General features: G+C 40.3%; 27 protein-coding genes. 15 read left to right on the top strand and 12 right to left on the bottom strand.

Features of this window, described 5'->3' with window-relative positions:
• Positions 1-483: MFS transporter (locus ACLOR3_RS09100; protein WP_412037157.1), on the bottom strand; the 483-nt coding region annotated here is incomplete at its 3' end.
• Between the two features lie 610 nt (positions 484-1093).
• Between ACLOR3_RS09100 and ACLOR3_RS09095 the strand changes: the two genes are divergently transcribed.
• Positions 1094-1435, top strand: coding sequence for a metal-sulfur cluster assembly factor (locus ACLOR3_RS09095; protein ID WP_006595245.1), 342 nt, complete (start codon positions 1094-1096; stop codon positions 1433-1435).
• 48 nt (positions 1436-1483) lie between these two features.
• Here ACLOR3_RS09095 and ilvD read toward each other — a convergent pair whose 3' ends face one another.
• Positions 1484-3187 carry a dihydroxy-acid dehydratase gene (gene ilvD / locus ACLOR3_RS09090; RefSeq protein ID WP_006597056.1) on the bottom strand — a complete coding sequence of 568 codons (1704 nt, stop codon included), beginning with the start codon at positions 3185-3187 and terminating at the stop codon, positions 1484-1486.
• 238 nt (positions 3188-3425) lie between these two features.
• Here ilvD and rpmF point away from each other — a divergent pair, with 238 nt between their 5' ends.
• Both rpmF and rpmG read left to right on the top strand, forming a co-directional pair.
• Positions 3426-3608: a 50S ribosomal protein L32 gene (rpmF, locus tag ACLOR3_RS09085; RefSeq protein WP_003009516.1), complete on the top strand. Its 183-nt coding sequence runs from the start codon at positions 3426-3428 to the stop codon at positions 3606-3608.
• 15 nt (positions 3609-3623) lie between these two features.
• A complete protein-coding gene (gene rpmG / locus ACLOR3_RS09080; RefSeq protein ID WP_001265622.1) occupies positions 3624-3773 on the top strand; it encodes a 50S ribosomal protein L33 in 150 nt (49 codons plus the stop codon).
• A 479-nt stretch (positions 3774-4252) separates the two neighbouring features.
• Here rpmG and ACLOR3_RS09075 read toward each other — a convergent pair whose 3' ends face one another.
• From ACLOR3_RS09075 to ACLOR3_RS09045, 7 genes are all read right to left on the bottom strand, one after another.
• On the bottom strand, positions 4253-5038 hold the full coding sequence (locus tag ACLOR3_RS09075; RefSeq protein ID WP_411400924.1) for an ABC transporter permease: 786 nt from the start codon (positions 5036-5038) through the stop codon (positions 4253-4255).
• A 1-nt stretch (position 5039) separates the two neighbouring features.
• A complete protein-coding gene (locus tag ACLOR3_RS09070; protein ID WP_003013825.1) occupies positions 5040-5834 on the bottom strand; it encodes an ABC transporter permease in 795 nt (264 codons plus the stop codon).
• Positions 5831-6817, bottom strand: a complete 987-nt coding sequence (locus ACLOR3_RS09065; protein WP_003010129.1) for an ABC transporter ATP-binding protein — start codon at positions 6815-6817, stop codon at positions 5831-5833. The genes ACLOR3_RS09070 and ACLOR3_RS09065 overlap by 4 nt, the downstream gene beginning before the upstream one ends.
• Positions 6810-7013, bottom strand: a complete 204-nt coding sequence (locus tag ACLOR3_RS09060; RefSeq protein ID WP_003010127.1) for a hypothetical protein — start codon at positions 7011-7013, stop codon at positions 6810-6812. Before ACLOR3_RS09060 ends, ACLOR3_RS09065 begins: the two co-directional genes overlap by 8 nt.
• 818 nt (positions 7014-7831) lie before the next feature.
• Positions 7832-8881, bottom strand: coding sequence for a DUF389 domain-containing protein (locus tag ACLOR3_RS09055; protein WP_411400923.1), 1050 nt, complete (start codon positions 8879-8881; stop codon positions 7832-7834).
• The gene (locus tag ACLOR3_RS09050) at positions 8878-9201 is read right to left on the bottom strand and encodes a potassium channel family protein (RefSeq protein ID WP_001253404.1); all 324 of its coding nucleotides are present in this window, start codon (positions 9199-9201) and stop codon (positions 8878-8880) included. The genes ACLOR3_RS09055 and ACLOR3_RS09050 overlap by 4 nt, the downstream gene beginning before the upstream one ends.
• A 279-nt stretch (positions 9202-9480) precedes the next feature.
• Positions 9481-9783: a TMEM175 family protein gene (locus ACLOR3_RS09045; protein ID WP_004240734.1), complete on the bottom strand. Its 303-nt coding sequence runs from the start codon at positions 9781-9783 to the stop codon at positions 9481-9483.
• A gap of 851 nt (positions 9784-10634) precedes the next feature.
• On the opposite strand from ACLOR3_RS09045, the gene ACLOR3_RS09040 reads away from it, so the two are divergent.
• Both ACLOR3_RS09040 and ACLOR3_RS09035 read left to right on the top strand, forming a co-directional pair.
• Positions 10635-11231, top strand: coding sequence for a hypothetical protein (locus ACLOR3_RS09040; RefSeq protein ID WP_411400922.1), 597 nt, complete (start codon positions 10635-10637; stop codon positions 11229-11231).
• A 2-nt stretch (positions 11232-11233) separates the two neighbouring features.
• Positions 11234-11458: a helix-turn-helix transcriptional regulator gene (locus ACLOR3_RS09035; protein ID WP_009732004.1), complete on the top strand. Its 225-nt coding sequence runs from the start codon at positions 11234-11236 to the stop codon at positions 11456-11458.
• Between the two features lie 316 nt (positions 11459-11774).
• On the opposite strand, the gene ACLOR3_RS09030 is transcribed toward ACLOR3_RS09035, so the two are convergent.
• The 3 genes from ACLOR3_RS09030 to ACLOR3_RS09020 all read right to left on the bottom strand — a co-directional run bounded on the left by ACLOR3_RS09030 (position 11775) and on the right by ACLOR3_RS09020 (position 14603).
• Positions 11775-12410 carry an SdpI family protein gene (locus ACLOR3_RS09030; protein WP_411400921.1) on the bottom strand — a complete coding sequence of 212 codons (636 nt, stop codon included), beginning with the start codon at positions 12408-12410 and terminating at the stop codon, positions 11775-11777.
• The gene (locus ACLOR3_RS09025) at positions 12397-12678 is read right to left on the bottom strand and encodes an autorepressor SdpR family transcription factor (protein WP_003009465.1); all 282 of its coding nucleotides are present in this window, start codon (positions 12676-12678) and stop codon (positions 12397-12399) included. Before ACLOR3_RS09025 ends, ACLOR3_RS09030 begins: the two co-directional genes overlap by 14 nt.
• Positions 12679-12890: 212 nt before the next feature.
• Positions 12891-14603 (bottom strand): Ig-like domain-containing protein, encoded by a 1713-nt coding sequence (locus ACLOR3_RS09020; RefSeq protein WP_411400920.1) that lies wholly within the window; start codon positions 14601-14603, stop codon positions 12891-12893.
• 403 nt (positions 14604-15006) lie between these two features.
• Between ACLOR3_RS09020 and asnA the strand changes: the two genes are divergently transcribed.
• From asnA to ACLOR3_RS08970, 10 genes are all read left to right on the top strand, one after another.
• Positions 15007-15999 (top strand): aspartate--ammonia ligase, encoded by a 993-nt coding sequence (gene asnA, locus ACLOR3_RS09015; RefSeq protein WP_048692049.1) that lies wholly within the window; start codon positions 15007-15009, stop codon positions 15997-15999.
• A gap of 190 nt (positions 16000-16189) precedes the next feature.
• Positions 16190-17464 (top strand): histidine--tRNA ligase, encoded by a 1275-nt coding sequence (hisS, locus tag ACLOR3_RS09010; RefSeq protein WP_140814774.1) that lies wholly within the window; start codon positions 16190-16192, stop codon positions 17462-17464.
• A 157-nt stretch (positions 17465-17621) separates the two neighbouring features.
• Entirely contained in the window at positions 17622-19403 is a 1782-nt protein-coding gene (locus tag ACLOR3_RS09005) for an MFS transporter (protein ID WP_411400919.1), read from the top strand.
• A gap of 125 nt (positions 19404-19528) precedes the next feature.
• Entirely contained in the window at positions 19529-21739 is a 2211-nt protein-coding gene (nrdD, locus tag ACLOR3_RS09000; RefSeq protein WP_411400918.1) for an anaerobic ribonucleoside-triphosphate reductase, read from the top strand.
• Between the two features lie 12 nt (positions 21740-21751).
• Entirely contained in the window at positions 21752-21892 is a 141-nt protein-coding gene (locus ACLOR3_RS08995) for a hypothetical protein (protein ID WP_129822760.1), read from the top strand.
• A gap of 45 nt (positions 21893-21937) precedes the next feature.
• A complete protein-coding gene (locus ACLOR3_RS08990) occupies positions 21938-22438 on the top strand; it encodes a GNAT family N-acetyltransferase (RefSeq protein ID WP_048716276.1) in 501 nt (166 codons plus the stop codon).
• A gap of 9 nt (positions 22439-22447) precedes the next feature.
• On the top strand, positions 22448-22966 hold the full coding sequence (locus tag ACLOR3_RS08985; protein ID WP_129822759.1) for a GNAT family N-acetyltransferase: 519 nt from the start codon (positions 22448-22450) through the stop codon (positions 22964-22966).
• The gene (nrdG, locus tag ACLOR3_RS08980; protein WP_129822758.1) at positions 22963-23553 is read left to right on the top strand and encodes an anaerobic ribonucleoside-triphosphate reductase activating protein; all 591 of its coding nucleotides are present in this window, start codon (positions 22963-22965) and stop codon (positions 23551-23553) included. Before ACLOR3_RS08985 ends, nrdG begins: the two co-directional genes overlap by 4 nt.
• A gap of 195 nt (positions 23554-23748) precedes the next feature.
• On the top strand, positions 23749-25233 hold the full coding sequence (thrC, locus tag ACLOR3_RS08975; RefSeq protein ID WP_195324654.1) for a threonine synthase: 1485 nt from the start codon (positions 23749-23751) through the stop codon (positions 25231-25233).
• A 122-nt stretch (positions 25234-25355) separates the two neighbouring features.
• Positions 25356-26117, top strand: a 762-nt coding sequence (locus ACLOR3_RS08970) for an MATE family efflux transporter (protein ID WP_412037156.1), incomplete at its 3' end; no start/stop codon positions are given.

Genomic DNA, 26117 nt, shown 5'->3' with positions numbered 1-26117 from the left:
TAGGCCTTGCCAAGAGGTAGCTTGAGTAATAGGAACAGCGACAGAAGAAGCTATTGCAGTAGACAAGCCCATTGCAGTGATATAAAGGGTTGTTAAGAAGCCAAGACGTTTTGGCTCATTGGCTTGGATCAAGCTTGGTAGAAGGACATTGATAAAGGCAATAGCAGCACCAATCAAAAGAGTTCCCACATAGAGGAGTGGAAGATTGATGGTACGTAGAGCAGATCCAATTGTCATCAGGATCAAAACTCCAAGAAAGAGTCGCTCAATCCCAAAGCGTCTCGCCCAGCTAGTAGCAAAAGGAGAGAAAATAGCGAAGGTTAGGAGGGGGAGACTCGTCAAGAGGCCGAGAGAACTCACCTCGACACCAAAGCTAGTAGCAATATCTGATAAGACAGTGGAGAGGGTCGTAAATGGGGCCCGCAAGACCACTCCTAGTAAAAGGATTCCTGGAATGAGAAAACGAGAATGGGTTTGTTTCATAATGTACCTCCTTGTTCGAAAATGAACAGCATCCGTATCATTATAGCACAAGAACTTGGAGGAGGCAAAAGGAATTATCGGGGGGGAAAAGCCCGTAAAATAGCTATTTCGCCTACAAATATAGGAAATAATAGAAAGATAGAGCTGAAAAAATTTTTGAAGGTTTTAAAACTTTCTTCACACATACTTTTTATAGGAGTCTAGTTATCTCCGCTCAAACTGCGTCAACGTCCCTAAACTCGCTGATGCTCGTAAAAAAATAAGGAACGTAGTTTTCACTAGCGTTCGAACTGCATCAATGTACCTAAGCTCACTAACGTTTGCCAAGGTACATAGAAAAAAGCCACCGAATTTGGTGGCCTTTATGGGAGATTATTATGAAAAAGTTTAGGATTTTCTATCAAACAAAGTTAGGAGGTCTTCATTTGATGGTATTAGTATAAATCGGAAAACTTAAAGAAAACTTAAGATAAGTTCCTGTAATTATAAATCAGTCTTAAGACGGATAGTTTGATTTGTAGCTGTCATTCGATCTCATTCTAGGTGAACTTGCATTATTGTCAGAATTGTGAGAAAATAGTCTTCATCAAAGGAGGGAAAGGATAGCGAGATGAGAGAGGATATCAAGATTAACGACCGTGCCTTGGCACTGGAAAAACAATTGATTGAGAAGTTAGAGCTTGTGTTTGATACCGATGTTGAATTGGACGTCTACAACCTCGGTTTGATTTATGAGTTGGATCTGGATGAGGAAGGGACTTGCAAAGTAGTCATGACCTTTACCGATACCGCTTGTGACTGTGCGGAAAGTTTGCCTATCGAAATCGTCGCCCGCCTAAAAGAAATTGACGGTATCGAAGACGTCAAAGTAGAAGTAACCTGGTCGCCTGCTTGGAAAATTACACGAATCAGCCGATACGGGCGCATCGCCCTTGGTCTTCCTCCGAGATAAATCAATAAAACTCACTTTACAAATTCGTAAAGTGAGTTTTTTCATATCTTATTGTTTACCAGACTGTTCCATATTCCAGAAGTCTGTCACGGCACCGCGTGAAGCAGAGGATACCGTGTGGGCATACTTACCGAGAACACCACGGCTATACAGTGGTGGCAAGGTTGTTTCAGCCTTCCGTTTGGCCAACTCTTCGTCTGAGACGTGCATGGTGATTTCTTTGGTATCTTGGTCAACTGTTACCAGATCCCCTGTGTGGAGATAGGCGATTGGGCCACCAACCTGAGCTTCAGGCGCAATGTGACCAACAACGAGACCATAAGTCCCACCTGAGAAGCGACCGTCTGTCAAGAGGGCCACCTTATCTCCTTGGCCTTTCCCGACGATCATAGATGACAAGGACAGCATTTCCGGCATACCAGGACCACCCTTAGGTCCTACGAAACGAACAACAACAACGTCGCCATCCACGATTTCGTCTGAAAGAACGGCTTCAATGGCAGCTTCTTCGGAGTCAAAGACCTTAGCAGGACCCGTGATGTTACGAACTTTCACACCTGATACTTTAGCAACCGCCCCTTCTGGAGCCAAGTTCCCTTTCAAGATGATCAATGGACCATCCGCACGTTTCGGATTTTCAAGTGGCATGATGACTTTTTGACCCGGTGTCAAATCAGCGAAGGCTTCCAAGTTCTCAGCTACTGTTTTACCAGTACATGTGATGCGATCTCCATGAAGGAATCCATTCTTAAGAAGATATTTCATGACGGCAGGTACACCACCGACATTGTAAAGGTCTTGGAAGACGTATTGACCAGAAGGTTTCAAGTCTGCCAAGTGAGGCACGCGCTCTTGGAAATCGTTGAAATCTTCAAGTGTCAAATCAACGTTAGCTGCGTGAGCGATCGCGAGCAAGTGAAGGGTCGCATTTGTTGAACCACCAAGTGCCATTGTGACTGTGATGGCATCTTCAAAGGCTTCACGGGTCAAGATGTCAGATGGCTTCAGTCCCATTTCAAGCATTTTGACAACTGCACGACCTGCTTCTTCGATATCGGCTTTTTTATCAGCGGATTCAGCAGGGTGAGAAGAGGAACCTGGCAAGCTCATACCAAGGACCTCAATCGCTGTCGCCATGGTGTTGGCCGTATACATACCACCACAGCCACCAGGGCCAGGACAGGCATTACATTCTAGTTGCTTCACTTCTTCAGCAGTCATATCACCATGGTTCCATTTCCCGATCCCTTCGAAAACAGAAACCAAGTCGATATCCTTGCCGTTCAGATTACCAGGGGCAATGGTACCACCATAGGCAAAGATCGCTGGGATATCCATATTGGCAATGGCAATCATCGAACCAGGCATGTTCTTATCACAACCCCCGATGGCTACAAAGGCATCCACGTTGTGACCGCCCATAGCAGCTTCGATAGAGTCTGCAATGATATCACGAGACGTCAAGGAGAAGCGCATCCCAGGCGTTCCCATAGCGATCCCATCAGCAACCGTAATGGTTCCGAATTGGACTGGCCAAGCTCCCGCATCTTTTACACCTTCTTTAGCCAATTTTCCAAAATCATGAAGGTGCATGTTACAAGGCGTGTTTTCAGCCCAAGTAGAGATCACCCCTACGATTGGTTTTTCAAAGTTTTCATCTGTCATCCCAGTTGCTCGAAGCATCGCCCGGTTAGGGGATTTGACCATGCTGTCATAGACGCTACTGCGATGGCGTGTATCTAATTCTGTCATCTGATTCCCTCTCATCGTATTTTTTATTATTATAGCACAATTTACGGCCCAACGACAGAAGAAAATTCTTGAATTTTCAGACAATTTAACAGAGTGAGGATGGAGAATAGCAGGATGAAAGAAATTATTTGAAAAAAGTTGTCAAGTAACTTTACTTTACAAAAAAGTTTTGTTATACTGTTAAAGTTGATGAAAATCAAACCTAATTGAATTTATATCTTAAAAGGAGAAAAACGAAATGGCAGTACCTGCACGTCGCACATCAAAAGCGAAGAAAAACAAACGTCGTACGCACTACAAAGTAACAGCTCCATCTGTAAACTTTGACGAAGCAACTGGAGATTACTCACGTTCACACCGTGTATCACTTAAAGGATACTACAAAGGACGTAAGATCGCTAAAGCTGCATCAGCTGAATAATAGAAGGGAGATACCATGCGCGTAAATATTACACTTGAACACAAAGAATCTGGTGAACGCTTGTACCTTACTTCTAAAAACAAACGTAACACTCCAGACCGTCTTCAATTGAAGAAATACTCACCAAAACTTCGCAAACACGTTGTGTTTACAGAGGTGAAATAGGGGTTCACTACACGTCAATAGATGTTAGAAACCTTGATTTTAAGCGATTCTTGAAATTCTAAATTTCACTACATTGCAATATAAATCAACCGAATCACTACCTTTTTCACTACCTTTTTTGAAATAAGAATAATGATTCGGATATATAAAAGAAGAGGAACTTTATTGTGAAGCTCCTCTTTTTGTTATGTGTTCTTTTTCTCACAGATCGTATGACCTGGTTTGACACAGTTGGATTTCAGGTACTTTCAGTTTAGCTTTATATCAACCATCATCAAAATCCAACTATTTTCTTATTTTAAAAAATATGAATAAGTTTGATTGAATGAGGGAATTTCTTTAAATTTTTTCTTAGCACCTATAAGTTAATAATACTATTCTTTAAATTATAGTTTATAATTATCTGATGTTTCAATGACCACAAAACAAAGTACAGCGAATCACTTCCTTTAGTCAAACATATAACTGAACAACATTGTTTATCTTCCTGCACTTTCATATTTTTTCAATCCTTTTCTAAAAATTGTACGACTGATAATAATCAAAAAAACTGTAAAAACTATTTGATAGAAAAATAGGTTCAATGTATCTTTCCCTAAAAATATTAATACTGCAGGATTGGCAATTAATAAATTGGGAACAAATAACATAGTGATCAATCTGTTAATACCTGTAAAAATATTATATGGATACTTAGAAATTCCAATATAATTCAAAAATACATCTACTTTTGAAAATTTAGTTGGGAACCAAAATGAACTAATCGTTATTAGAAACCAAATTGAATAATATATAATACAACCACACATTAAAGAAAGGATATAAAATAATATTTTTAATGAATTTAAATGTACATTTAAATTTCCATAACTTATAAAAATGATCGCAAGACCAAAAAAAGTATTCACGAATTGAACTAAATTAAATGATCTAAAAATATAGAACAACTGAGTATCAAACGGCCTCAATAAAATTTGATCCAAGTTACCACTCAAAATATCTGATTCTAAAATTCCCATACTTCTAATTAACAATCCCATCATAACTCCATCTATAATAGTGTAGGAACCTACCAAAAATAAAATTTGATAATAGTCCCAACCATTAAAAGAGTCTATGTTTAAGAAAATCAATCTAAAAAATACAATAGGTAAACCAATCCACAGTATCGACGAAAATAGACCACAAAAGAAGTCAAAATGAAAATTCATATCAGATTTAAAACCAAAATGAAGTAGCCTAAAAATTACTTTTATTCTAAACATTTTATCCTCCCACATTTGAGAAGTGCTCCACTCCTTTTCTCAATATGAATCTTGATATAATATAAAAAATGATGCACCAAATCAATTGAATACAAATAATTCTCAAATAGTCTATTAATTTATATGTATCATTACTAAACATCTGAAGCGGTTCATATACTAAGTATTTAAAAGGTAATACATCTAAAAACAGACGAAAATTATTTGAAAAAAAACTTAAAGGCAATAATATTCCTGATAAAAACTGAATTACTATTTCTTTAACAGTAAGGACAAAAAATATATTTTCTAACCAAAAAGAAAGCATACCTACACAACATGATATTAAAAACCATAGAACCATAGATAGAATAATTGCAATACTTCCTAAAATAAGAATTTCAATGGTTAATAACTCATTCTTGTAATAAACACTGGAGAATAAAATGACAGGAATGATGATAAATAATAAATGAGCAAGCCTATCTCCAAGCATTTTACAAAAATAATACTTATAAAAAGTAACAGGTTTTATTAATATGCTAAAAAAATTTCCTGAATGAACATCGTCATTGATTTCCCAATCAACTGGATAAAAAACAAAATATGAAAAAATTATAGTCCCCAAATAGTATTGAACCATTGAGGTAAAATCATATCCTGCTATATTTATCTGGTTACTCTGATATATATACGTCCATAAAAATACTGATATCATAATTTGTATACTTGCCTGTAACATTAACAATAGTACACTTGATTTATAGTTCAAAATAGATCGAAATGATATCAGAATAATAGACATTTCTTTTTTCAATTGTGCTCCTTTTTTGTAAAATAGTTTTGTAAAATAATTTCTTCTAAAGAAAGATTTGATATTTCAAAATCTTCTATATCTACAAGCTTATTGATTGATTCTAATGTCTCAAAGACAAAATCTCTAGGTATTTTTAGTATACATTCCGATTTTGTTTGAGAAATGACTACTACTCCTTTAACAGAGCATAACTCTGGTACCAAATCTAATGTCATTTTTATCTTTAAATATTTAAAATCAGAAAATTTAGATAAAATAACATCCATTGACTCCTGCAAAATAATTTTTCCTTTGTCAATGACGATTAATTCGTCACAAACAGACGAAATATCATCCATATCATGACTCGTTAAAATAATAGTAGTATGACATTCTTCATTCATTTTCTTTAAAAATGTTCTGATATCTTTTTTAGACTGTATATCTAACCCTATAGTAGGCTCGTCTAAAAATAATATTTCCGGACTTGTTAAAGATGCCGCGATAAACTCCATTTTCATTTTTTGTCCAAGAGAGAGGGTCCGGACCTGCTGGTAAAGCTGATCTTTTACATTCAACAAATTGCTTAATTCCTGAATTCGTTCTTGTAAAATCGCCGGTTCTACCTCATATAAAGTACCAATCAATTGAAAATAATCCATAGCCGAAACATCTTGAAATAACTGTAATTTATTTCCTACTACTATTGAAATTTTTTTTCTAAAATTTATACTTCTTTTAAATGGAATTTCTCCATTCACTTCTAATTTTCCGGAACTAGGATAAAGAGTCCCAGTCAACATTTTAATCGTTGTGGATTTACCAGCTCCATTACTCCCAATAAAGCCAACTATACTCCCTCTCTTAATCGTAAAACTAATATCTTGAACAGCTCGAATCGTTATTTGATTACGTTTCAAAAATCTCTTGATAAATGGGAGTCTTGAATCAAAATTATAAAAATTTTTAGATAAATTCTGAGCATTAATAACTATTTCACTCATATATCTCTCCTTTCGATAAAATATATTTACTTGTACTTTTTCCATACTTTACCAAAATGCTAAAGATTGAGCTAAAATCTTCGGGATGGGTAAAATAATATTTGTCTTTAAAAAGTTTCTCAAAACCTTCAAGGCGATTATTGAAATCATTAAATTTTGTATTGTCTAGCTGGTTGAATGTCTCTTTAATATCCATAAACTTTCTCCGTGATTCTTTATTTCACTTTATAAATAGAAGAGTGTCTATATATTTATAGATCCTCAAGAACTTGCATTTTATCAAGTATAAGTAGAATAGTATGTAAGGGTTTACATATTCATATCATATGATTATTTAAGGAATCTGTCAATTTTCCACATTATTATATGACAAAATGTATTTTTTAAAAATGCAAAAATCTATGAGCAAGATGTTTGACTTCCTTTTTTAAAGTATATATACTTATATTAACCTTAGAAAAGAAAAAATGTTTGAACAGATATTCAATAATAATTACTTTTTTTAAAATTAAAATTCGAACTTTAAATTTTTATCTTTTTTATATTATTGAGTAACCTAAATTGCCCAATTTGTAAAATTTAGCTAGACAAAAAAAGACATCCAAGAGAAATTTCTTAAATGTCTGTAAACGTTGATATAAGCGTGTTGATTAACGTTTTGATAATTGTGATGCTTTACGAGCTTTCTTAAGACCTGGTTTGGAAAGTATGAATTTCAGTTGGACTAAAAACAGCGTAATATCAAGACTTTTCTCCGCTTTTATAAAAGCGTTTTTCCAATCAAATTCAACTAATTTTATCTAAATGGTGTGGATTTTACCCCCAAAATTACAGAGAATGGAGCTGATAAACACTAAACGTTCACACCATTAGTTAAATGATTTTTTTCATCATTTTTCTTAGATGATAGAACTTCTAATTTATTTCTTATTCAAGCAAAAACAACCTGCTATAAGTAAGAAAGAGGAAGATACAAGAAAAACACGGCGTAAAAACCGATTCAGTTCATTGTCCTCAATCCTTGTCTGCTTCATTTTCTTTTACGAGATCGTTTTGTGAATCTTTTTCAGAGAGTTTTTGATCAATATACTTGTCAATGTTTTCATAAAATTCCTTGGTCGCTTCACTATCTAATGTTGGCGAGTTCTGAACTTGATTCACTTTCAATTGAACAGATTGAATACCGTAAGAGGCTTGTTTTTGGTGGAGTGTTTCTAATTCTTCTTCTGAAATCGGATCTCCAACAACCGTCAAGACCAATTCATTGTTACTTGACTTGTAGACTTGATTAATAACCGTATAATTGGCGAACTCTTTTCCTACAAACTGTTTGATCCCTTCTTTGCGCGCTTGTTCTATTGTCAGAGTAACTGCCGAATAGCTAGCTGGAAGAATCAACAATACAATCAAAGAAATCAAGCCAATTCTCATTTTAATGCTCAGCTCTTTAAATGAAGTTAAAGGAGATTTTCTCATCAAAATTCTTGTTCCAACAATGTTGGCTAGCATGATAAAGACACAGTTGATCAAGAAAAGATAGAGAGCCCCCAATAAAAATCGTACATTCCCATTAGCTAAACCATAGCCAGCAGTACAGATAGGCGGCATCAAAGCTGTAGCAATGCCTACTCCTGGCACGATATTGTTTGCTTCTTTTTTCCTTGAACCGATCACACCAGCAATCCCACCAGCAATAGCAATGAGAACATCCCAAATGGTTGGAGAGGTTCGTGCGATCAACTCGCTACTTGCATAAGACAAGGGAGAAATCCAGAAATACAGAGTCGAGACAAGCAAACTGACCAACACTTGAGTCAATAAAACCTCTAGAGATTGCTTGATTAAACGCGTATCAAAAATAGCTAAACCGAATCCCAGTCCAACAATCGGTGTCATGAGAGGTGAAATTAACATGGCTCCAATAATAACAGCTGTTGAATTCATATTTAGACCGATAGAGGCAATAAAAATTGCACACATCAAAATCGCTGTATCTCTCAATCGAACATGAAGGTCATCGTATAATTTCTCACGGTATTCCCGTGTTGAATAATTGGCAGTCATTTGTCCTCTCCTCTTTCCTTATTTAAATCGGTATAATAATTAATAATAACAGCTGATAAACAGCCAAAAAATATGAGCCCATAAATCGTCAAGAAGACACTGGTAATCCTTCCAATCAAGGTCACAGCTAGGAGATCCCCGTAGCCGACAGTCGTCGAAGTCACAAAAGCATACCAAAGACCGTCTCCGTAATTTGTGATAGCAGGTTCAACTAGGAAAAGCACGCCTCCTGACCCAAAAACAAAGGTCACAAAACTCAGAGCAAACCGAGTAAAACCCGTAACCTGTATAATATGCCATAACATTTTTAAACGTCTCATTTGTTCTCCTTATTCATACTAGCTCCTGACCGAGCCGTTTTTTCCAATAATCAAAGTGAAGATAGGACATGATCTCCATCAGAGAAAGATAGACAAACTGATAGATCTGATTTAAGCTGATTATCAACTGATATTGTTTGAAAAATGACTGGAAGAAAGACCAGATATGACTGTCTTGAATCAGTCCCTTCTTAACATCAGACAGGATATTAGCTAAAGCTCCCAAGGACTGAAACGGTAAATCCTTGACATTTATATAGATCCGGTCCACCACATCATTCAGACTGGTATCTTGGATGGCATGAAATTCTCCAAAGAGAACTCCTGCCGCTCCAAGAGTAGAAACAAATTCCACCAAATAATTTCTGAGGAAATTTTCTCAACCTTTTCCCATAATGTGTTTAGTGCCATCCATAACGATCCCAACCAGAAAAAGGAAAGAAAACAAGCAAAGAAATTTTGCCGTAAATCCCAAAAAGCTTCAAGACTTGGTGTTGTTGGTTTTTCTAACTCTAAAATCAAGATGGTCATAATAATTGCTAGAACAGCATCTGTCAATACAATTAATCTGTCTTTCTTCATCGGATTGCATCCCCTTTCTTTTTTGTAACATTCTATCTTATCGCATAATATTGGATATTCTTTCATAATCCGACTACAAACAAAAATAAACCAAAAAGTCTGTCCCTATTATGCTATATTTAACTCTAGAAGTATTCATCCATCTAATTAATAAATATATCATATTTCACAATAAATGAATACTATCAAAGATTCATCCCCTTTCACTTCATCATTTAGTGTTGCTTAGATTTATCAAAAACAACCAAATTTGTATTAATTTCAAGTATCACCTAGTTACAAAAATTTGGGGTGAACAGAAAAAGCATCCCGTATTTTTGATACGAAATGCTTTCAATAAGTTTAAATAAGTTTTAACGTTTACTAAATTGTGATGCTTTACGAGCTTTTTTCAAGCCTGGTTTGGAAAGTTTGGGTTTCAGTTAGATTAAAAATAGCGTAATATCAAGGCTTTTCAGAACGGGATATACTGTTTAATTTCATAAAATTTGAATCAGTATTTTTTAAACAGGGGAATAGTTTAGGTCTGTAAGAATTAGCTTATACATTTACAAGGTTCATTCTGATCGACTTTATAACTGTCTAAGAAAAAAGCAGAGATTCATACAGTATCTAGATTTTCCAAAAATTCTTTATCATCAAATATTATTAACGAAACCATCCAAACCAAATCCGATGCATTGCTTCAAAAAATTCTTTAGTTGTTTGACTAGCGAGGTCTTTAATTAAAAAATTTTTTCAAATAATTGCCACATTGACACATAAATTCTTGCTTTCTAAATTTAAGTGTGATATATTTATAACATAAAATTTAAATGTTATATATTTATAACATAAAAAAGGAGTCTATCGTGAAAAAAAGTCAAAAAATGCGTGGCCTCATTGCAATGATTGCCGTAGCTCTCTTTATTGATTTTATTGTTTTATTTGGTTCTAATCTTAGTTGGGGGTCCAAGTTAGTTATTACTGGTATTTCAGTGTCAGGTCAAATTATAGCTATATGGAGCTGGCTACATATGAAACCACGGCCTCATAAGATTCAGAAAGGTAAGGAGAAGACTATTTTTGACTTGTCTGCTAAGCTTTACACGATACTTTTTTTTGCAGCAAGCATTTTTTATACAGTAGGGATTTGGGTTGCGACCCCAAGCGAAAGTTCTGGTATTAAAGAATGGATTTTGGGAATTGGTCTCGTTATTGAAGTGATTGTATTTGGTTTTTTCTGTTTGAAAAATGTCAAGGAAACTCCGGACGAACGCTTTTATGCTAATTTAGCCAAGGCAGCTAGCTTGATGTTTGTTTTTATACTAGGCGCACTGATGATTCTAGCAGTTATCATTGGGTATATAGGGTCTCTCACTCTTCACATGGGCCAGATCTTTATTAGCATATCTGCCTTGATTTTCATCTTTGCGGTTGTCTATCTTATCTTGGAACGGAGAGGATAAGCATGGCCAAAGAAAGCAAGATTATTACTAATCTCAAATCTGTTCGTGAGTCCACAGGCATGACCCAGCAGGAGTTAGCCGACCTCATCGGCATGCGACGCGAGACAATTCTGCACCTAGAAAATAACCGTTACAATCCTTCGCTAGAAATGGCTCTTAAAATTGCTCAAGTTTTTAATCTGAAAATAGAAGACCTCTTTGAACTCAGACAGAAAGAGGAAGCATAATTCTTTTCGAGACCTAGTATTAAGTTCATTGATTAATTAGGAATTGAAGCCAAAGGAAAAATCCTTTTTAGTCGTGATAAAGAAGTTATTTCATTGATACCTAACTTACATTGCTTAAAGAGAAATAAAAATGGAACCCCTAGTCATCCAGTCTACTTATCCAAAGACATAAAACCTTCCTCATACAAAGGATAGACCTTTGACTTTCCGAAAAATAAGTATTTTCCTGAATGTTTTGAATTTGAAACGATGAACAAACAAAAACAACCGGAAAAGAAACAGTTCCCAACTAGTTCTTCTCTGGTTGTTTTTTATACTAACGATCTTTCCGACTTAATTGATAAGAGTATATCATAGGGATAAACACAATGGCGAGGATGACCAGCACCAATACATAAGAAAGCGCGAATTGAAGGCCTGCTTCAAGTAGAAGGATTAACCCTCCGAGGACCCACAACTTCCCTGCCAAGCGATGGGTTTTGTGCCAGTTATCTTCACTCTGCAAGGTCCAAGGCAGACGGATTCCAACCGTATGGTTCACTTTTAGCTTCGGCATGTAATTGCCCATGATCACAAAGATGAGGCCTAGCAAAGCCGAAACAAAAACAGATGGATTGGTCGTAGAGCCTAGCGCCTTACTATAGATGAGATAGAAGACACTTAAGGAGACGATTGGAATCAACCAGTAGATCACTTTGACCATTTTCTCATTCATAGTACGGTTCTTAGGATCACGTCCGATCATAAAGGTCACAAACAGATGCACCAAGAGAAGGAAAACAGGAAGACCAAACACAGCAAGTGGTTTTGATTGGAAGTTATTGGCCTGACCGGCAACATTAAAGTGAATCGGGATTTGGTTAGGCAATTGTGACCAAATCATCAGCCCCCAAAGTATGGGGAAAAGTATCACCATAGAAGTCAATAGCAATAGTTTTTTATTCGTTTTCATCAGTAGAGTCTCCTTTCAAATCAACGAGCCAGACCATCAAATCTTCCAAGACAGAAGTATTGAGTTCATAGTAGATAAAATTCTTCTCTTTTTCCTCTCGAATTAAATCTGCCTGCTTGAGGAGGCTTAAATGATGGGAAATGGTCGCTCCTGCTACATCAAAGTGGCCAGCGATATCGCCAGCGGATAATTTCCCTGCCTTTAGCAGCTCTAAGATACTTCTTCTTATCGGATTCGATAAAGCTTTAAATGTTTGCGCAAAATTCATTCTCTATCTTCTCCAATCTATTTAGATTTCTTTCTAAATAGATTCTAGTACTTCCAGATAGATTTGTCAACTCTATTTTGAAAAAAATCGAAATAGGTCTAAATTGGATCTCCTTGTGACCTGCTAGGAAGATGTTGTTGCCAGTAGAAATGTTATTTTAGAAGACACAAAAAACCTCTAGCCATTAGCTAGAGGTTGTGATTTAGTCATCTTTATTGATGTGAGAGTTTACGTTTCAATAAGATAGCACCTGATAGAACAACTGCTCCGAGAACAATGAATCCAGTAGCGGCAACTTCACCTGTACTTGGGAGGACTTTCTTCCGACCTTTACCTTTGCCATCGCCGGTACCTTCAGTTGTTGAAGATGACGGAGTTGGGTTTGGAGTAGTCGTTACTTTAGTAGTAGGTTCTTCGCTTGTGGTAGTTGTTGTTGTTGTTTCACCTGTCGTAGTAGTCGTTGTTGTATCTTCTTTGGTTGTTGTAGTAGTTGAAGATGTGGTCGGTTCTTCAGTTGTAGTCGTAGTTGTCGTTGTTTCACCTGTAGTGGTTGAAGTAGTAGTTGGCTCTTCGGTTGTTGTCGTAGTCGAAGTTGTTGTAGTAGTCGTTGTAGTAGTGGTCGTAGTAGTGGTTGTTTCTTCCTTCGGATTGACGATCGTCTTGGTTACTGAGTGATCGGCTCCGAAATCTTCAGTATTGACTTCTGTATCTGCAGATTTGATGCTGTAGCCTGCAGGTGCTTCTGTTTCAGTTAAGATATACTTATCTTTTAGCAAAGCACTGACAGTAATGTTCCCGTTTTCGTCGGTTACATACTCACCGATGACTTGGTTGTTCGCTTGACGTACGACCTTGAATTTGGCACCTTGAAGAGGTTGGTTGGCATCATCTACTTTGTGAATATTGATGGTAAATACATAGCCAACACCAGAGCCACCAGCGATTTGTACAGCGGCAGCATTGGTTACTTCTTTCACTACTGTATTTTTTCCTTTTAAGATGGCATCATTTTTTAGGAGTTCGCCATCTACAGGCTCGTAGTTGAGCTCAACGTCGTAAGCAATACGATACTGGTCTTTTTCAGTGATATCGCCTAAGTCAACTACAAAGGATTGACCGTCTTCACTAATGGTCACCTTGTGTTGGTCAGTGACATCTGTTCGATCGCTAAAATGCCATTCACCTGCTACAAAGGCAAAGTTCCCTTTTAAGATTTTGATGCTGCCAGGCACATAAGAAGCGTTGGTAAATTTCATGTGATCTTCAATGGTCACGCTATTGATATTTTCTCTGGTCCGGTTGACAGAAATGGTATAGGATACCTTCTTGTGATTGTCTGAATTCACCCAGCTCGTCTTTGTCAAGACTTTGGGATTGCCGTCTCCAACTCCCTTGAAGGTTACTTTTCCGCCGACCTTTACCTCGTTGTTAATGGTAATTTCAATCGGGATTTCTCCTTTTTCAGGGTGCTTCTGGAAATCAATCCGTGCATAGAAGAAGAAGGAGCCGTTTGTGTCAGAGTGTTTTTCAACATAGTCTGTATAGGTGAGGGAGATCGATTTTTTTGCAGCATCTACGGTTGCATGAGCGATGACCTCGTTGGTGTTAATATCTCGAATCTCGAAGCTGTCTGAAGAAATGATAAGGGCATCTGGCACAGTCACGACGGTGGTGTCCCCTGCCTTGACATTTTTTCCAGCTAAATCGTAGGTGGCATTAATTCGGAAAGTAGCCCATTGCTCCAACTCCCAAGTGAGATCTCCACCTTCGTTATTGGTGACGTTGACACTGGTAATCGTGTCCGCAAATTTTCCTGTTACCGAAACAGTCGATGTTTCAGCAGATAATCTATTCAACCCTAAAGTGAATAGGGTGGCTAGTAAACAAAGAACAAATGGGAAAATCCAAAATTTCTTTTTATCCATAATTTTCTTCCTTTTTTCATAAGATGGGTGTTTAATAAACAATCCTACTCTTAGTTCAACTAAGACGAACAGTAGGCTTCCAAAAGATGGAATCGCTATTAAACGACACGGTATTGCGACAGGTTACTCGGTTGTTCGTTACGGTGTTGTTAAGAATAAAATCCTCCCTTTGTTCAAACAATCACAAGATCGTCTTCTTAGATAGATTGTAGCACAAAAAGCACCTTATTTCAACAGTATAACTTTGATTGTTAAAATAAAAATGAGTATAAAATAGATAGGTTAAATAGCTGAAAGGAGAGGGTCTTGAAACAGCTTTCAAAACCCCTTTTTGAAGCAGTAGGTATTGCTTTTTCTCTAAAAAAGCGTATAATCAAATTCATACTATTTAAAGGGAGTCTCTATGAAGAAGAGTTTTATTCATCAGCAAGAAGAAATTTCATTTGTAAAAACAACATTTACTCAATATTTGAAAGACAAACTAGAAGTCGTTGAGGTTCAAGGTCCAATCTTGAGCAAGGTAGGAGATGGGATGCAGGACAACCTATCCGGTGTGGAAAACCCTGTCTCTGTAAAGGTCTTACAAATTCCCAATGAGACCTATGAAGTGGTTCATTCCCTTGCAAAATGGAAGCGTCATACCTTGGCGCGATTTGGCTTTGGGGAAGGGGAGGGTCTCTTCGTCCATATGAAGGCCCTTCGTCCAGATGAAGATTCGCTGGATGCGACCCACTCAGTTTATGTTGACCAATGGGACTGGGAAAAGGTCATTCCAAATGGGAGCCGTAACCTAGCCTACTTGAAGGAAACGGTTGAAAAAATCTACAAGGCCATTCGTCTAACAGAGTTAGCTGTCGAAGCTCGCTATGATATTGAATCAATCCTGCCGAAGCAAATCACCTTTATCCACACAGAAGAGTTGGTAGAGCGTTATCCTGACTTGACGCCGAAAGAACGGGAAAATGCCATCACCAAAGAATATGGAGCTGTCTTTTTGATTGGAATTGGTGGCGTCTTATCAGATGGCAAACCGCACGATGGACGGGCACCAGACTATGACGACTGGACAACAGAAACCGAAAATGGCTACAAGGGCTTAAATGGGGATATCCTTGTTTGGAATGATAACTTAGGGGCGGCATTCGAATTGTCTTCTATGGGGATTCGGGTTGATGAAGACACCCTCAAGCGCCAGGTTGCTATTACAGGAGATCAAGATCGTTTAGAATTGGAATGGCACCGCGCGCTCTTGAATGGACTCTTTCCACTGACTATTGGAGGTGGGATTGGTCAATCACGGATGGCCATGTTCTTGCTTCGTAAGAAACATATCGGAGAAGTTCAAACCAGCGTCTGGCCTCAAGAAGTTCGCGAACAATATGAAAATATCTTATAAGATAGTTGAAAGTAAAGAAACGAAAGAAATCGAGCCTTGCATGTGATGCGGGCTCGATTTTTATGGGCTGGAGAAGTTCCCTTTTTCTATTTCTGATGGGCTTGCCGGCTGATTTTATCGCTTGAGCGCTGTCACGGACTAGAAATTATGATAGAATAAATAGTACAAAGCAAGCAAAGGAGTGGTGTCTATGAAATTACAAAAACCAAAAGGAACCCAAGATATCCTGCCACAGGAATCCGCTAAGTGGCAATATGTAGAAGGATTTGCTCGCGAAACCTTTAAAAAATACAATTACGCAGAGATCCGCACACCGATTTTTGAGCATTACGAGGTCATTAGTCGTTCAGTAGGGGATACAACGGATATCGTAACCAAGGAGATGTACGACTTCTATGATAAGGGTGACCGTCATATCACTTTGCGTCCGGAAGGAACTGCACCAGTGGTCCGCTCCTATGTTGAAAATAAACTCTTTGCACCAGAGGTTCAAAAACCAAGCAAGGTCTATTATATCGGGCCCATGTTCCGCTATGAGCGTCCTCAGGCTGGCCGTTTGCGTCAATTCCACCAGATTGGCGTAGAATGTTTTGGATCTAGCAATCCAGCCACAGACGTTGAGACGATTGCCATGGCTGACCAATTCTTCAAAGAAATTGGCATTGAAAATGTCGTCCTCCACTTGAATACCCTAGGTAGCACAGCCAGTCGGGCAGCTTACCGCCAAGCTTTGATCGACTACCTCCTTCCAATGAAGGATCAACTTTCAAAAGATAGTCAACGTCGTCTAGAAGAAAATCCGCTCCGCGTCTTGGACTCAAAAGAAAAAGAAGACAAGCAAGCGGTTGAGAATGCTCCATCTATCCTAGACTACTTGGACGAAGAAAGCCAGGCACACTTTGATGCCGTACGGGCTATGCTAGACGGTCTCGGAATTGACTATGTCATCGATACCAATATGGTACGTGGCCTAGACTACTACAACCACACTATTTTTGAGTTCGTGACAGAAGTAGATGGGAATGAGTTGACCGTTTGTGCGGGAGGTCGTTACGATGGCTTGGTAGAATATTTTGGTGGACCAGCAACACCAGGTTTTGGTTTTGGGATGGGACTTGAGCGTCTCTTGTTGATCCTCGATAAACAAGGAGTTGAGCTTCCTGTTGAGACGTCATTGGATGTCTACATTGCTGTGTTGGGTTCAGAAGCAGAAGTAGCTGCCTTGGAATTGGTTCAGGCCCTTCGTCGTCAAGGCTTCATCGCAGAACGTGATTACCTAGGCCGTAAGTTGAAGGCTCAGTTCAAGTCAGCTGACGTCTTTGGGGCCAAAACTATCATTGCCTTAGGTGGTAGCGAGGTTGAAAGTGGGCAAATCACCGTCAAAAACAACCAGACTCGCCAGGAAGTGACCACGTCCATCGAAGAAGTAAAAAATGATTTTCAGACTATTTTGAATCAACTATAAAAAGAAAAGACGGATGCCGAGAAGGTGTCAGTCTTTTTGCATGCCCTCTACTTTCCCCTTGTGGAGAAAGCTGACAGCTGGGCCCATTTTTGATATACTAGTAGGGTATGCATGTGCCCTTTAGCACTTGCAAGTCTAGTAAAGGAAAAAACACGGTATGAGTGAAAAAGAAAAAGAATCGCATAAACTTGGCTTGAGTGTCGGGTCCAATTTTCAAGATACTCAAGAGCTACGAAAGGTATTGGAACAATCAATTAGCCGGGAAGAAGAAGTTTTGACGGCTAGTCAACCGGTGGAATCAGAGCAGAACCAGGAAGAGAGCCAGGTTGCTGGAGAAGCGGTGGAAACAGAAGCTTCGACCGGAACTCTAAGTCGCCTATCACAATCTGGTCATCGTCGCAAAGAGAAGGTTGAAGCGAAATCGAAAGACCAAGAGGATGTAGAAGAGACATTAGAAGAGCAAGAAGATGAAAAGTCGTTGGGGCGCTATGCCATTAAGCGACCAGTTCCCTTGTCACTACCAATTGCTCTTAGTGTCCTACTTGGGCTGGTCCATGTAGCCCTTCCTTTTATCAACTTACTGGCGACCAATCAGCAAACCCAGGACTTATATGCCGGTTGGGCAATGTCTCAAGGTCAAGTTCCCTATGGTCATTTCTTTGGGGTCAATGGCTTGCTCTACTACGGGATCAGCGCTTTAGGAAGTTTGCTAGGAGGTCAAGTTCTCCTGGTGGTCTTCCAAATTTTAGCCTACTTTTTTGCTGGGACGAGCCTGTATCGGATGGTCAGAAGCTTAGTTGCAAGTGAAAAAATTGCAGGACAAGTTCAGCTGCTCTTCTACCTTCTTGCTGGAGTGCTTGGCTTTGGTGGGAACTACGCTGTCTTTTATGCCCTGCCCTTCCTATTTGGCTCTATGAATTTCATTCTCGCTTATCTAGAGGGTGAGAAAACAGATGAATCCTTTGTTGCTTATGGCGCAGGAGCCTGTTTGGCCTTTATGATGGTGCCATGGCTGAGTGTGATTTTTTATCTGCTTGCTTTTCTTGGATTGACAGCCTATCATGTGAAGCAAAAGAAATTTGCCCACGGCTTCTATCAATTCCTTGCTGCCCTCTTGGGATTCTCTCTTCTTTTCTATCCCTTAGGCTACATCACCGTGTGGAACGGCTCCTTTGGGTATGCGATTCATCAGACCTTATATAGTCTCCGCTCCCTCCAGTTTGATGCTGGTCACCTATTAGCCAACCTAGTTTATTACTGTTTATTGCTGTTAACGCTTGGTTTCGCTTCAGCTTTCGTCATGTCCTTCCGAAAAGTATCGACAAGCGGTCAACGTGTGATTCGGTTTATGAGTTGGTTTGGTTTTCTGCTAGTTGCCACTGTTGTGGTTGGGACACCAGAGCAAGGGGCCTATCAATTCCTTAGCCTCTTACCTTTTGGTCTCCCCTTGTTCGCTCTTTGGTTTGCGGGAGAAGAGTCCACTTATCAGCGCCGGAAGATGAAGAACAATTCCATCTGGGACCTTTATTTCTCCAGCCAAGCCTTCCTACCGATTTTGGCAATGGCTTATCTAGTTGGCTATCCAGTTGTGAATCAATTGGTTCTCCAAAACAACCTAGCGAGTGAACGAAGTACGATTGCCCACTATATCAAGAGTCATAGTGATTCCAAGGATACCATCTATGCTTGGGATCAGACGGCCCATCTCTATCAGGAAAGTGGTCGCCTGGCATCTTCGTCCCTCCTAACTCCGACGGCCTATCTCAGTCCGAGGGAAAATCGAACCAATCTGATCAATCAGATTAAGCAAGACAAGCCGAAGTTTATTGTGGTCAATAAGGACCTAGATGTAACGTCTGCTCTGCAAAAAGTTTTGACCAAAAATTATGAAAAAGTGAACCAGAAAGGTTCCCAGTATACCTTGTACCAATATAAATAGACTATCAATATCTTGTGGTTTTGAAATGAAATAACATTTTGTTCCACAAGATATTGATTTTTTATTTTTGAGTGATATAATATGGAGTGAATTCTATTTATATAAAAAAGAAAGTGGGCGAGCGCATGATAACGTTACGAGAAGAGCATATCCAAAGTCTCCCCCAACTCTTTGTGGAAAAGAGAGATGGGCGGAAGGTCAAGTTTGATGTCGATAAAATTTACCGTGCTTTGGTCAAAGCGACAGAAGAAGTGACCGGTCTCACTCCGGCCTTGGAAGCGAAATTAGAAACCTTAACAGACCGGATTGTGGCTGAAATTTTGGAACGCTTCCCTCGTGGCGTAAAAATCTACGAGATTCAAAATGTCGTTGAACACGAGTTGCTGCAAGCCAATGAATATGCGATTGCCGAGAGCTATATTACCTATCGCACGCAGCGTGATTTTGAGCGCTCAAAGGCAACGGATATCAACTTTACCATCGGCAAGCTACTCAACAAGGACCAAGCTGTCGTTAATGAAAATGCCAATAAGGACAGCGACGTTTTTAATACCCAGCGCGATTTGACAGCAGGAATTGTCGGCAAGTCTATTGGTCTTAAAATGTTGCCCAAACACGTAGCCAATGCCCACCAAAAAGGGGATATCCACTACCATGATTTGGATTATAGTCCTTACACTCCGATGACCAACTGTTGTTTGATCGATTTTGAAGGCATGCTACGCAATGGTTTTAAGATTGGGAATGCAGAAGTAGAAAGTCCTAAGTCCATCCAAACTGCAACGGCTCAGATCTCGCAAATCATTGCCAATGTAGCCTCTAGCCAGTATGGGGGTTGCTCAGCAGACCGGATCGACGAGGTCTTGGCTCCTTATGCAGAAAAGAATTATCAGAAGCACTTGAAAGATGCAGAGGAGTGGGTTCTCCCTGAAAAACTCGAGGACTATGCTTGGCAGAAAACGAAAAAGGACATCTATGATGCCATGCAGTCCTTGGAGTACGAGATCAATACCCTCTTTACCTCAAATGGGCAAACGCCCTTTACTTCGCTTGGCTTTGGTCTTGGAACCAATCGCTTCGAACGGGAAATTCAAAAGGCCATTCTGGAAATTCGAATCAAGGGACTTGGTTCAGAACACAGGACCGCTATTTTCCCTAAGTTGATTTTCAGTTTAAAAAGAGGCCTCAACTTAGAACCAGGTAGTCCCAACTACGACATCAAGCAGTTGGCCTTGGAATGTGCGACCAAGCGCATGTACCCAGACGTTTTGTCTTATGACAAGATTGTCGAGTTGACGGGTTCCTTCAAGGTGCCCATGGGTTGTCGCTCTTTCCTCCAAGGGTGGAAGGACGAAAATGGCGTTGAAGTCAATTCTGGTCGGATGAACCTAGGGGTTGTGACAGTCAATCTCCCTCGGATTGCCTTGGAGTCAGAAGGGAATAAAGAAAAGTTCTGGGAAATTTTTAATGAACGGATGAACATCGCTGAAGATGCCTTGGTTTACCGGGTGGAACGCACCAAAGAAGCGACACCAGCTAATGCGCCGATTCTCTACCAATATGGGGCTTTCGGGAAACGCTTGGGCAAGTACGATCAGGTAGATCAGCTCTTCCGTCATCGCAGAGCAACTGTTTCTCTTGGCTATATCGGACTCTATGAAGTTGCAACCGTCTTTTATGGTCCAAATTGGGAAGCAAATCCAGAAGCCAAACAATTTACAATCGCCATCATCAAGGATATGAAGAAGCGGGTCGAAGAATGGTCCGACCAGTATGGCTACCACTTCTCGATTTATTCGACGCCGTCAGAAAGCTTGACAGATCGCTTCTGTCGCCTGGATACGGAGAAATTTGGTCAGGTTCCGGATATCACAGACAAGGAATATTACACCAATAGTTTCCACTACGATGTTCGCAAGAACCCAACCCCATTTGAGAAACTGGATTTTGAAAAAGTCTATCCAGAAGCAGGGGCCTCCGGTGGCTTTATCCACTATTGCGAGTATCCAGTGCTCCAACAAAATCCAAAAGCCCTAGAGGCGGTTTGGGATTATGCCTATGACCGGGTCGGTTATCTCGGAACCAATACACCGATTGACCGTTGCTACAAGTGTGACTTCGAAGGGGACTTCACACCAACCGAGCGTGGTTTTACTTGCCCAAACTGTGGCAATAGTGATCCCAAGACAGTAGATGTGGTCAAACGGACCTGCGGCTATCTCGGAAATCCTCAAGCTCGCCCCATGGTCAATGGCCGCCATAAGGAAATAGCTGCACGGGTGAAACACATGAATGGCTCCACGATCAAATCAGCTGGACAGCAAGTGACAGATTAGAAAAGGAAGATTATGGGAAAATACCAATTAGACGATAAAGGCAAGGCCCAGGTTCAACGATTCCACGAAAAGCATTCGACAGGTGGAGTCAATAAAAAAGACCGCGTGGCCAGCCTAAGAGAGAAATTTTTAAAAAAGGCTAAGAAAAAATAAAAGTGAGAGTCCGCTCTCGCTTTTCTCGTATGGGGGGAGGTAAAGATGGAACTACGCAGACCGACTCTAGCAGATAAAGAAACTGTATTAGACATGATGGCAGAGTTTGAAGCGAATCAATCAGCTCACGATGGCGGATTTTGGGATGCTGAGAATTTTGTTTATGAAGAGTGGTTGGAAAGTAATCAGAATCATGAAATGGGGATTAATTTGCCTGAAGGGTGGGTGCCTGATATTCAGTTAGTTGCTTTTTCGAGAGATGGACAAGCCGTAGGGTTTCTCAATCTGAGATTGCGTCTTAGTGACTATTTGCTGGAGGTAGGTGGTCATATTGGCTATAGTATCCGTCCCTCTGCGCGTGGGCAAGGATTGGCAAAAGAGCAGCTGCGGCAAGGATTGCAAGTAGCCAAAAGTAAAAATATCAAACGTGCTTTAGTGACTTGTGATAGTGACAATGCTGCCAGTCGAGCAGTGATTCTGACTAATGGCGGAGCTTTAGAGGATGTTCGAGGCGGGAAAGAGCGCTATTGGATTGATTTAGATTGAGGAAAGTTTATGAAGTTACAACGACCAACTTTAGAAGATAAAGACGCGATTTTAGAGATGATTGCTGAGTTCGATGCTGCAAAATCCTATATGCACGGTGGCATGGGCTCCACTTGGAAGCGAGCAAAGGATTTTGCGGATTGGTTGCGAATCGTAGAGCAGCAGGAGGATACTGAGAATCTGCCAGAAGGCTGGGTTCCTACCATTCAATTTTTATCCTTTGATGAGACTGGCTACCCTCTGGGCTTTTTAGCCCTGCGCTTGTCCTTGAATGACAAATTATTTGTAGAGGGTGGTCACATTGGCTATTCCATCCGGCCCAGTCAACGCAGAAAGGGCTTGGCTAAGTTGCAGCTAGAGCTAGGACTAGCAGAGGCTCGAAAACAAGGACTAGAACGAGTGCTGATTACCTGTGATGAAGACAACGAAGCTAGCCGTCGCACGATTCTATCTGCTGGCGGTGTTTACGAAAATACAATCGACAGAAGTCAGCGCTACTGGATAGAGTTAGATGGGGAGGTGTCATGAACAATCCCAAACCTCAAGAATGGAAAAGTGAGGAGCTGAGTAAGGGGCGAATCATTGACTATAAGGCCTTTAACTTTGTGGATGGCGAAGGCGTCCGCAACTCCCTCTATGTCAGTGGCTGTATGTTTCACTGTGAAGGCTGCTATAATGAAGCAACTTGGTCTTTCAACGCTGGCATTCCCTATACCAAAGAGTTAGAAGAACAGATCATGGCTGATCTGGCCCAACCCTATGTTCAGGGCTTGACCCTGCTTGGGGGTGAACCTTTTCTCAACACTGGCATCCTGCTGCCCTTGGTCAAGCGGGTGAAAAGAGAGTTGCCTGACAAAGATATCTGGTCTTGGACCGGCTACACCTGGGAAGAAATGATGCTGGAAACACCGGACAAACTGGAGCTGCTTTCGCTGATTGATATTCTGGTGGATGGTCGCTATGATAAGAGCAAACGCAACCTCATGTTGCAGTTTCGTGGCTCTTCCAACCAGCGGATCATCGATGTCCAACAGTCCCTCAAAGAAGGAAAAGTCGTCATCTGGGACAAGCTCAATGATGGCAAGGAATCCTATGAACAAGTGAAAAGAGAGTAGCAAGAGTCGGAGGGCAAATAAATTGATGAAGAGAGGTTTTCGTGGTTTTTCAGTTTGCAAGAAGGGGGCTCTTTTTTCAGACAATTTCATTCTCACTGATAAAATTCAGAAGGATTCATGGTATAATGGAATGGATTGTACGAAAGTTAGAGTGATCCAACTCGTACATTTAAGGAACAGAATGAGGAAATTGACATGACATTAGTTTATCAATCAACGCGTGATGCGAAAAATACCGTAACAGCCAGCCAAGCGATTTTGCAAGGTTTGGCAACAGATGGAGGCTTATTTACTCCAGTTAGCTATCCAAAGGTAGATTTGGATTTTGACACATTGAAAGACGCTTCTTACCAAGAAGTAGCTAAGCTTGTCTTGTCAGCTTTCTTGGATGACTTTACAGCAGAAGAGTTGGACTACTGTATCACCAACGCCTATGACAGCAAGTTTGATACGCCAGCCATTGCTCCTCTTGTGAAACTAGATGGCCAATACAACTTGGAATTGTTCCACGGTTCAACCATTGCCTTCAAGGATATGGCCTTGTCTATCTTGCCTTACTTTATGACAACGGCAGCTAAGAAACACGGCTTGGAAAACAAGATTGTCATCTTGACAGCGACGTCTGGAGATACTGGGAAAGCTGCTATGGCAGGTTTTGCGGATGTTCCAGGTACGGAAATTATCGTCTTTTATCCAAAAGATGGTGTCAGCAAGGTCCAAGAGTTGCAAATGACCACTCAAACGGGTGAAAATACCCATGTCATCGCCATTGATGGAAACTTTGACGATGCCCAAACCAATGTGAAACATATGTTCAATGATGTGGCTCTTCGTGAGAAATTGGCAGCCAACAAGCTTCAGTTCTCATCAGCTAACTCTATGAATATCGGTCGTTTGGTCCCACAGATTGTCTATTATGTTTATGCCTACGCTCAGCTTGTTAAAACTGGCGAAATTAATGCTGGTGACAAGGTTAACTTTACTGTTCCAACAGGAAACTTTGGAAATATCTTAGCTGCCTTTTACGCAAAACAAATCGGCCTACCAGTCGGCAAGTTGATCTGTGCTTCAAATGACAACAATGTCTTGACAGACTTCTTTAAAACTCGTGTCTATGACAAGAAGCGTGAATTCAAGGTAACCACTAGTCCATCTATGGATATCTTAGTATCTTCAAACTTGGAGCGTTTGATTTTCCATCTTTTGGGAAATGATGCGGTTAAGACGGCTGAACTCATGACTGCCTTGAATACGCAAGGTCAGTATGAATTGACAGATTTTGATGAAGAAATCCTTGACCTCTTTGCAGCTGAGTATGCGACGGAAGCGGAAACAGCAGCAGAAATTAAGCGTGTTTATGAGTCAGATTCTTATATTGAGGACCCTCATACAGCGGTTGCTTCAGCAGTTTATAAAAAATACCAAGCAGCGACAGGCGATGCGGCCAAGACCGTAATTGCATCAACAGCTAGTCCTTACAAATTCCCAGTGGTTGCGGTGGAAGCTGTAACAGGGAAATCAGGTTTGAGCGACTTTGAAGCCTTGGCTCAATTACATGAAATCTCAGGTGTAGCCTTGCCACCAGCAGTGGATGGTCTCGAAACTGCTCCAGTTCGTCACAAGACAACTGTTGCAGCAACAGATATGCAGGCTGCAGTTGAAGCCTATTTGGGATTGTAAGTGGGAGTCCCAAAATTAGAAAGCAGAAGTCTCTAGGACTTGACTGAATAAATCTCACAATAGTTCTACAAGCAGAACTCAGTTAGGCAACTAGCTGAGTTTCTTTTCATCAGGAGGAAAGTGTGTCACGTCAACAACAAGTAGATCGACAAATTTTAAGAATTGCCCTTCCAGCCATCGGAGAAAACTTTCTCCAAATGCTCATGGGGATGGTAGATAGCTACTTGGTTGCTCAGTTGGGTTTAGTAGCTGTATCGGGTGTATCCGTTGCAGGCAATATCATTACGATTTACCAAGCTATTTTTATCGCTCTTGGAGCAGCGGTCGTGAGTCTCTTATCTAAAAGTATGGGACAAAAAGATCAGAAAGCCATAGCTCGTCAGGCGACTGAATCTATTAAAGTCACGGTTTTATTAAGTTGTATCTTGGGGGTCTTATCCCTCTGCTTTGGCAAGGAATTGATTGCCCTCTTGGGGGTTGAAGCAGCGGTTGCAGAAGCCGGAGGAATTTATTTATCCCTTGTCGGAGGAAGTATTTTGCTTTTAGGTCTGATGACGACCTTGGGAGCCCTAGTCCGTGTGGCCCATAACCCGCGACTACCCATGTATGTCAGTTTGTTGACCAATGTTTTGAATGCTCTATTATCGAGCATCTTGATCTTTGTTTTTGGGCTGGGCATCGCCGGGGCTGCCTTAGGAACGGTTCTCTCTCGCTTATTAGGGGCTTTCTTGCTCTGGCGTCAGGTTCAACTTCCCTTTGCTCCTTTTCGTTGGGGCTTGGATCGAGACTTGCTCTCCCTTGCTTTGCCTGCTGCTGGTGAGCGCCTCATGATGCGAGCAGGGGATATTGTCATCATTGCTATGGTGGCCGTTTTTGGTACTAGA

Origin of the sequence: Streptococcus intestinihominis (genome assembly GCF_046824975.1) — a bacterium.
In the GTDB taxonomy this organism is placed as follows: Bacteria; Bacillota; Bacilli; order Lactobacillales; family Streptococcaceae; genus Streptococcus.
This window is presented reverse-complemented; position numbering and strand designations above follow the sequence as displayed.

Excerpts from the sequence above, each read along its gene's own strand:
- ACLOR3_RS09020 (WP_411400920.1), bottom strand. The coding sequence starts at position 14,603 with ATGGATAAAAAGAAATTTTGGATTTTCCCATTTGTTCTTTGTTTACTA.
- ACLOR3_RS09050 (WP_001253404.1), bottom strand. The coding sequence starts at position 9,201 with ATGAGACGTTTAAAAATGTTATGGCATATTATACAGGTTACGGGTTTT.
- ACLOR3_RS08985 (WP_129822759.1), top strand. The coding sequence starts at position 22,448 with ATGAAGTTACAACGACCAACTTTAGAAGATAAAGACGCGATTTTAGAG.
- thrC (WP_195324654.1), top strand. The coding sequence starts at position 23,749 with ATGACATTAGTTTATCAATCAACGCGTGATGCGAAAAATACCGTAACA.
- ACLOR3_RS09065 (WP_003010129.1), bottom strand. The coding sequence starts at position 6,817 with ATGAGTGAAATAGTTATTAATGCTCAGAATTTATCTAAAAATTTTTAT.
- ACLOR3_RS09005 (WP_411400919.1), top strand. The coding sequence starts at position 17,622 with ATGAGTGAAAAAGAAAAAGAATCGCATAAACTTGGCTTGAGTGTCGGG.
- ACLOR3_RS09025 (WP_003009465.1), bottom strand. The coding sequence starts at position 12,678 with ATGAATTTTGCGCAAACATTTAAAGCTTTATCGAATCCGATAAGAAGA.
- ACLOR3_RS09075 (WP_411400924.1), bottom strand. The coding sequence starts at position 5,038 with ATGTTTAGAATAAAAGTAATTTTTAGGCTACTTCATTTTGGTTTTAAA.
- ACLOR3_RS08990 (WP_048716276.1), top strand. The coding sequence starts at position 21,938 with ATGGAACTACGCAGACCGACTCTAGCAGATAAAGAAACTGTATTAGAC.
- ACLOR3_RS09030 (WP_411400921.1), bottom strand. The coding sequence starts at position 12,410 with ATGAAAACGAATAAAAAACTATTGCTATTGACTTCTATGGTGATACTT.
- ACLOR3_RS09045 (WP_004240734.1), bottom strand. The coding sequence starts at position 9,783 with ATGAAGAAAGACAGATTAATTGTATTGACAGATGCTGTTCTAGCAATT.
- asnA (WP_048692049.1), top strand. The coding sequence starts at position 15,007 with ATGAAGAAGAGTTTTATTCATCAGCAAGAAGAAATTTCATTTGTAAAA.
- hisS (WP_140814774.1), top strand. The coding sequence starts at position 16,190 with ATGAAATTACAAAAACCAAAAGGAACCCAAGATATCCTGCCACAGGAA.
- rpmF (WP_003009516.1), top strand. The coding sequence starts at position 3,426 with ATGGCAGTACCTGCACGTCGCACATCAAAAGCGAAGAAAAACAAACGT.
- ACLOR3_RS09060 (WP_003010127.1), bottom strand. The coding sequence starts at position 7,013 with ATGGATATTAAAGAGACATTCAACCAGCTAGACAATACAAAATTTAAT.
- rpmG (WP_001265622.1), top strand. The coding sequence starts at position 3,624 with ATGCGCGTAAATATTACACTTGAACACAAAGAATCTGGTGAACGCTTG.
- nrdG (WP_129822758.1), top strand. The coding sequence starts at position 22,963 with ATGAACAATCCCAAACCTCAAGAATGGAAAAGTGAGGAGCTGAGTAAG.
- ACLOR3_RS09055 (WP_411400923.1), bottom strand. The coding sequence starts at position 8,881 with ATGACTGCCAATTATTCAACACGGGAATACCGTGAGAAATTATACGAT.
- ACLOR3_RS09095 (WP_006595245.1), top strand. The coding sequence starts at position 1,094 with ATGAGAGAGGATATCAAGATTAACGACCGTGCCTTGGCACTGGAAAAA.
- nrdD (WP_411400918.1), top strand. The coding sequence starts at position 19,529 with ATGATAACGTTACGAGAAGAGCATATCCAAAGTCTCCCCCAACTCTTT.
- ACLOR3_RS08995 (WP_129822760.1), top strand. The coding sequence starts at position 21,752 with ATGGGAAAATACCAATTAGACGATAAAGGCAAGGCCCAGGTTCAACGA.
- ACLOR3_RS09035 (WP_009732004.1), top strand. The coding sequence starts at position 11,234 with ATGGCCAAAGAAAGCAAGATTATTACTAATCTCAAATCTGTTCGTGAG.
- ilvD (WP_006597056.1), bottom strand. The coding sequence starts at position 3,187 with ATGACAGAATTAGATACACGCCATCGCAGTAGCGTCTATGACAGCATG.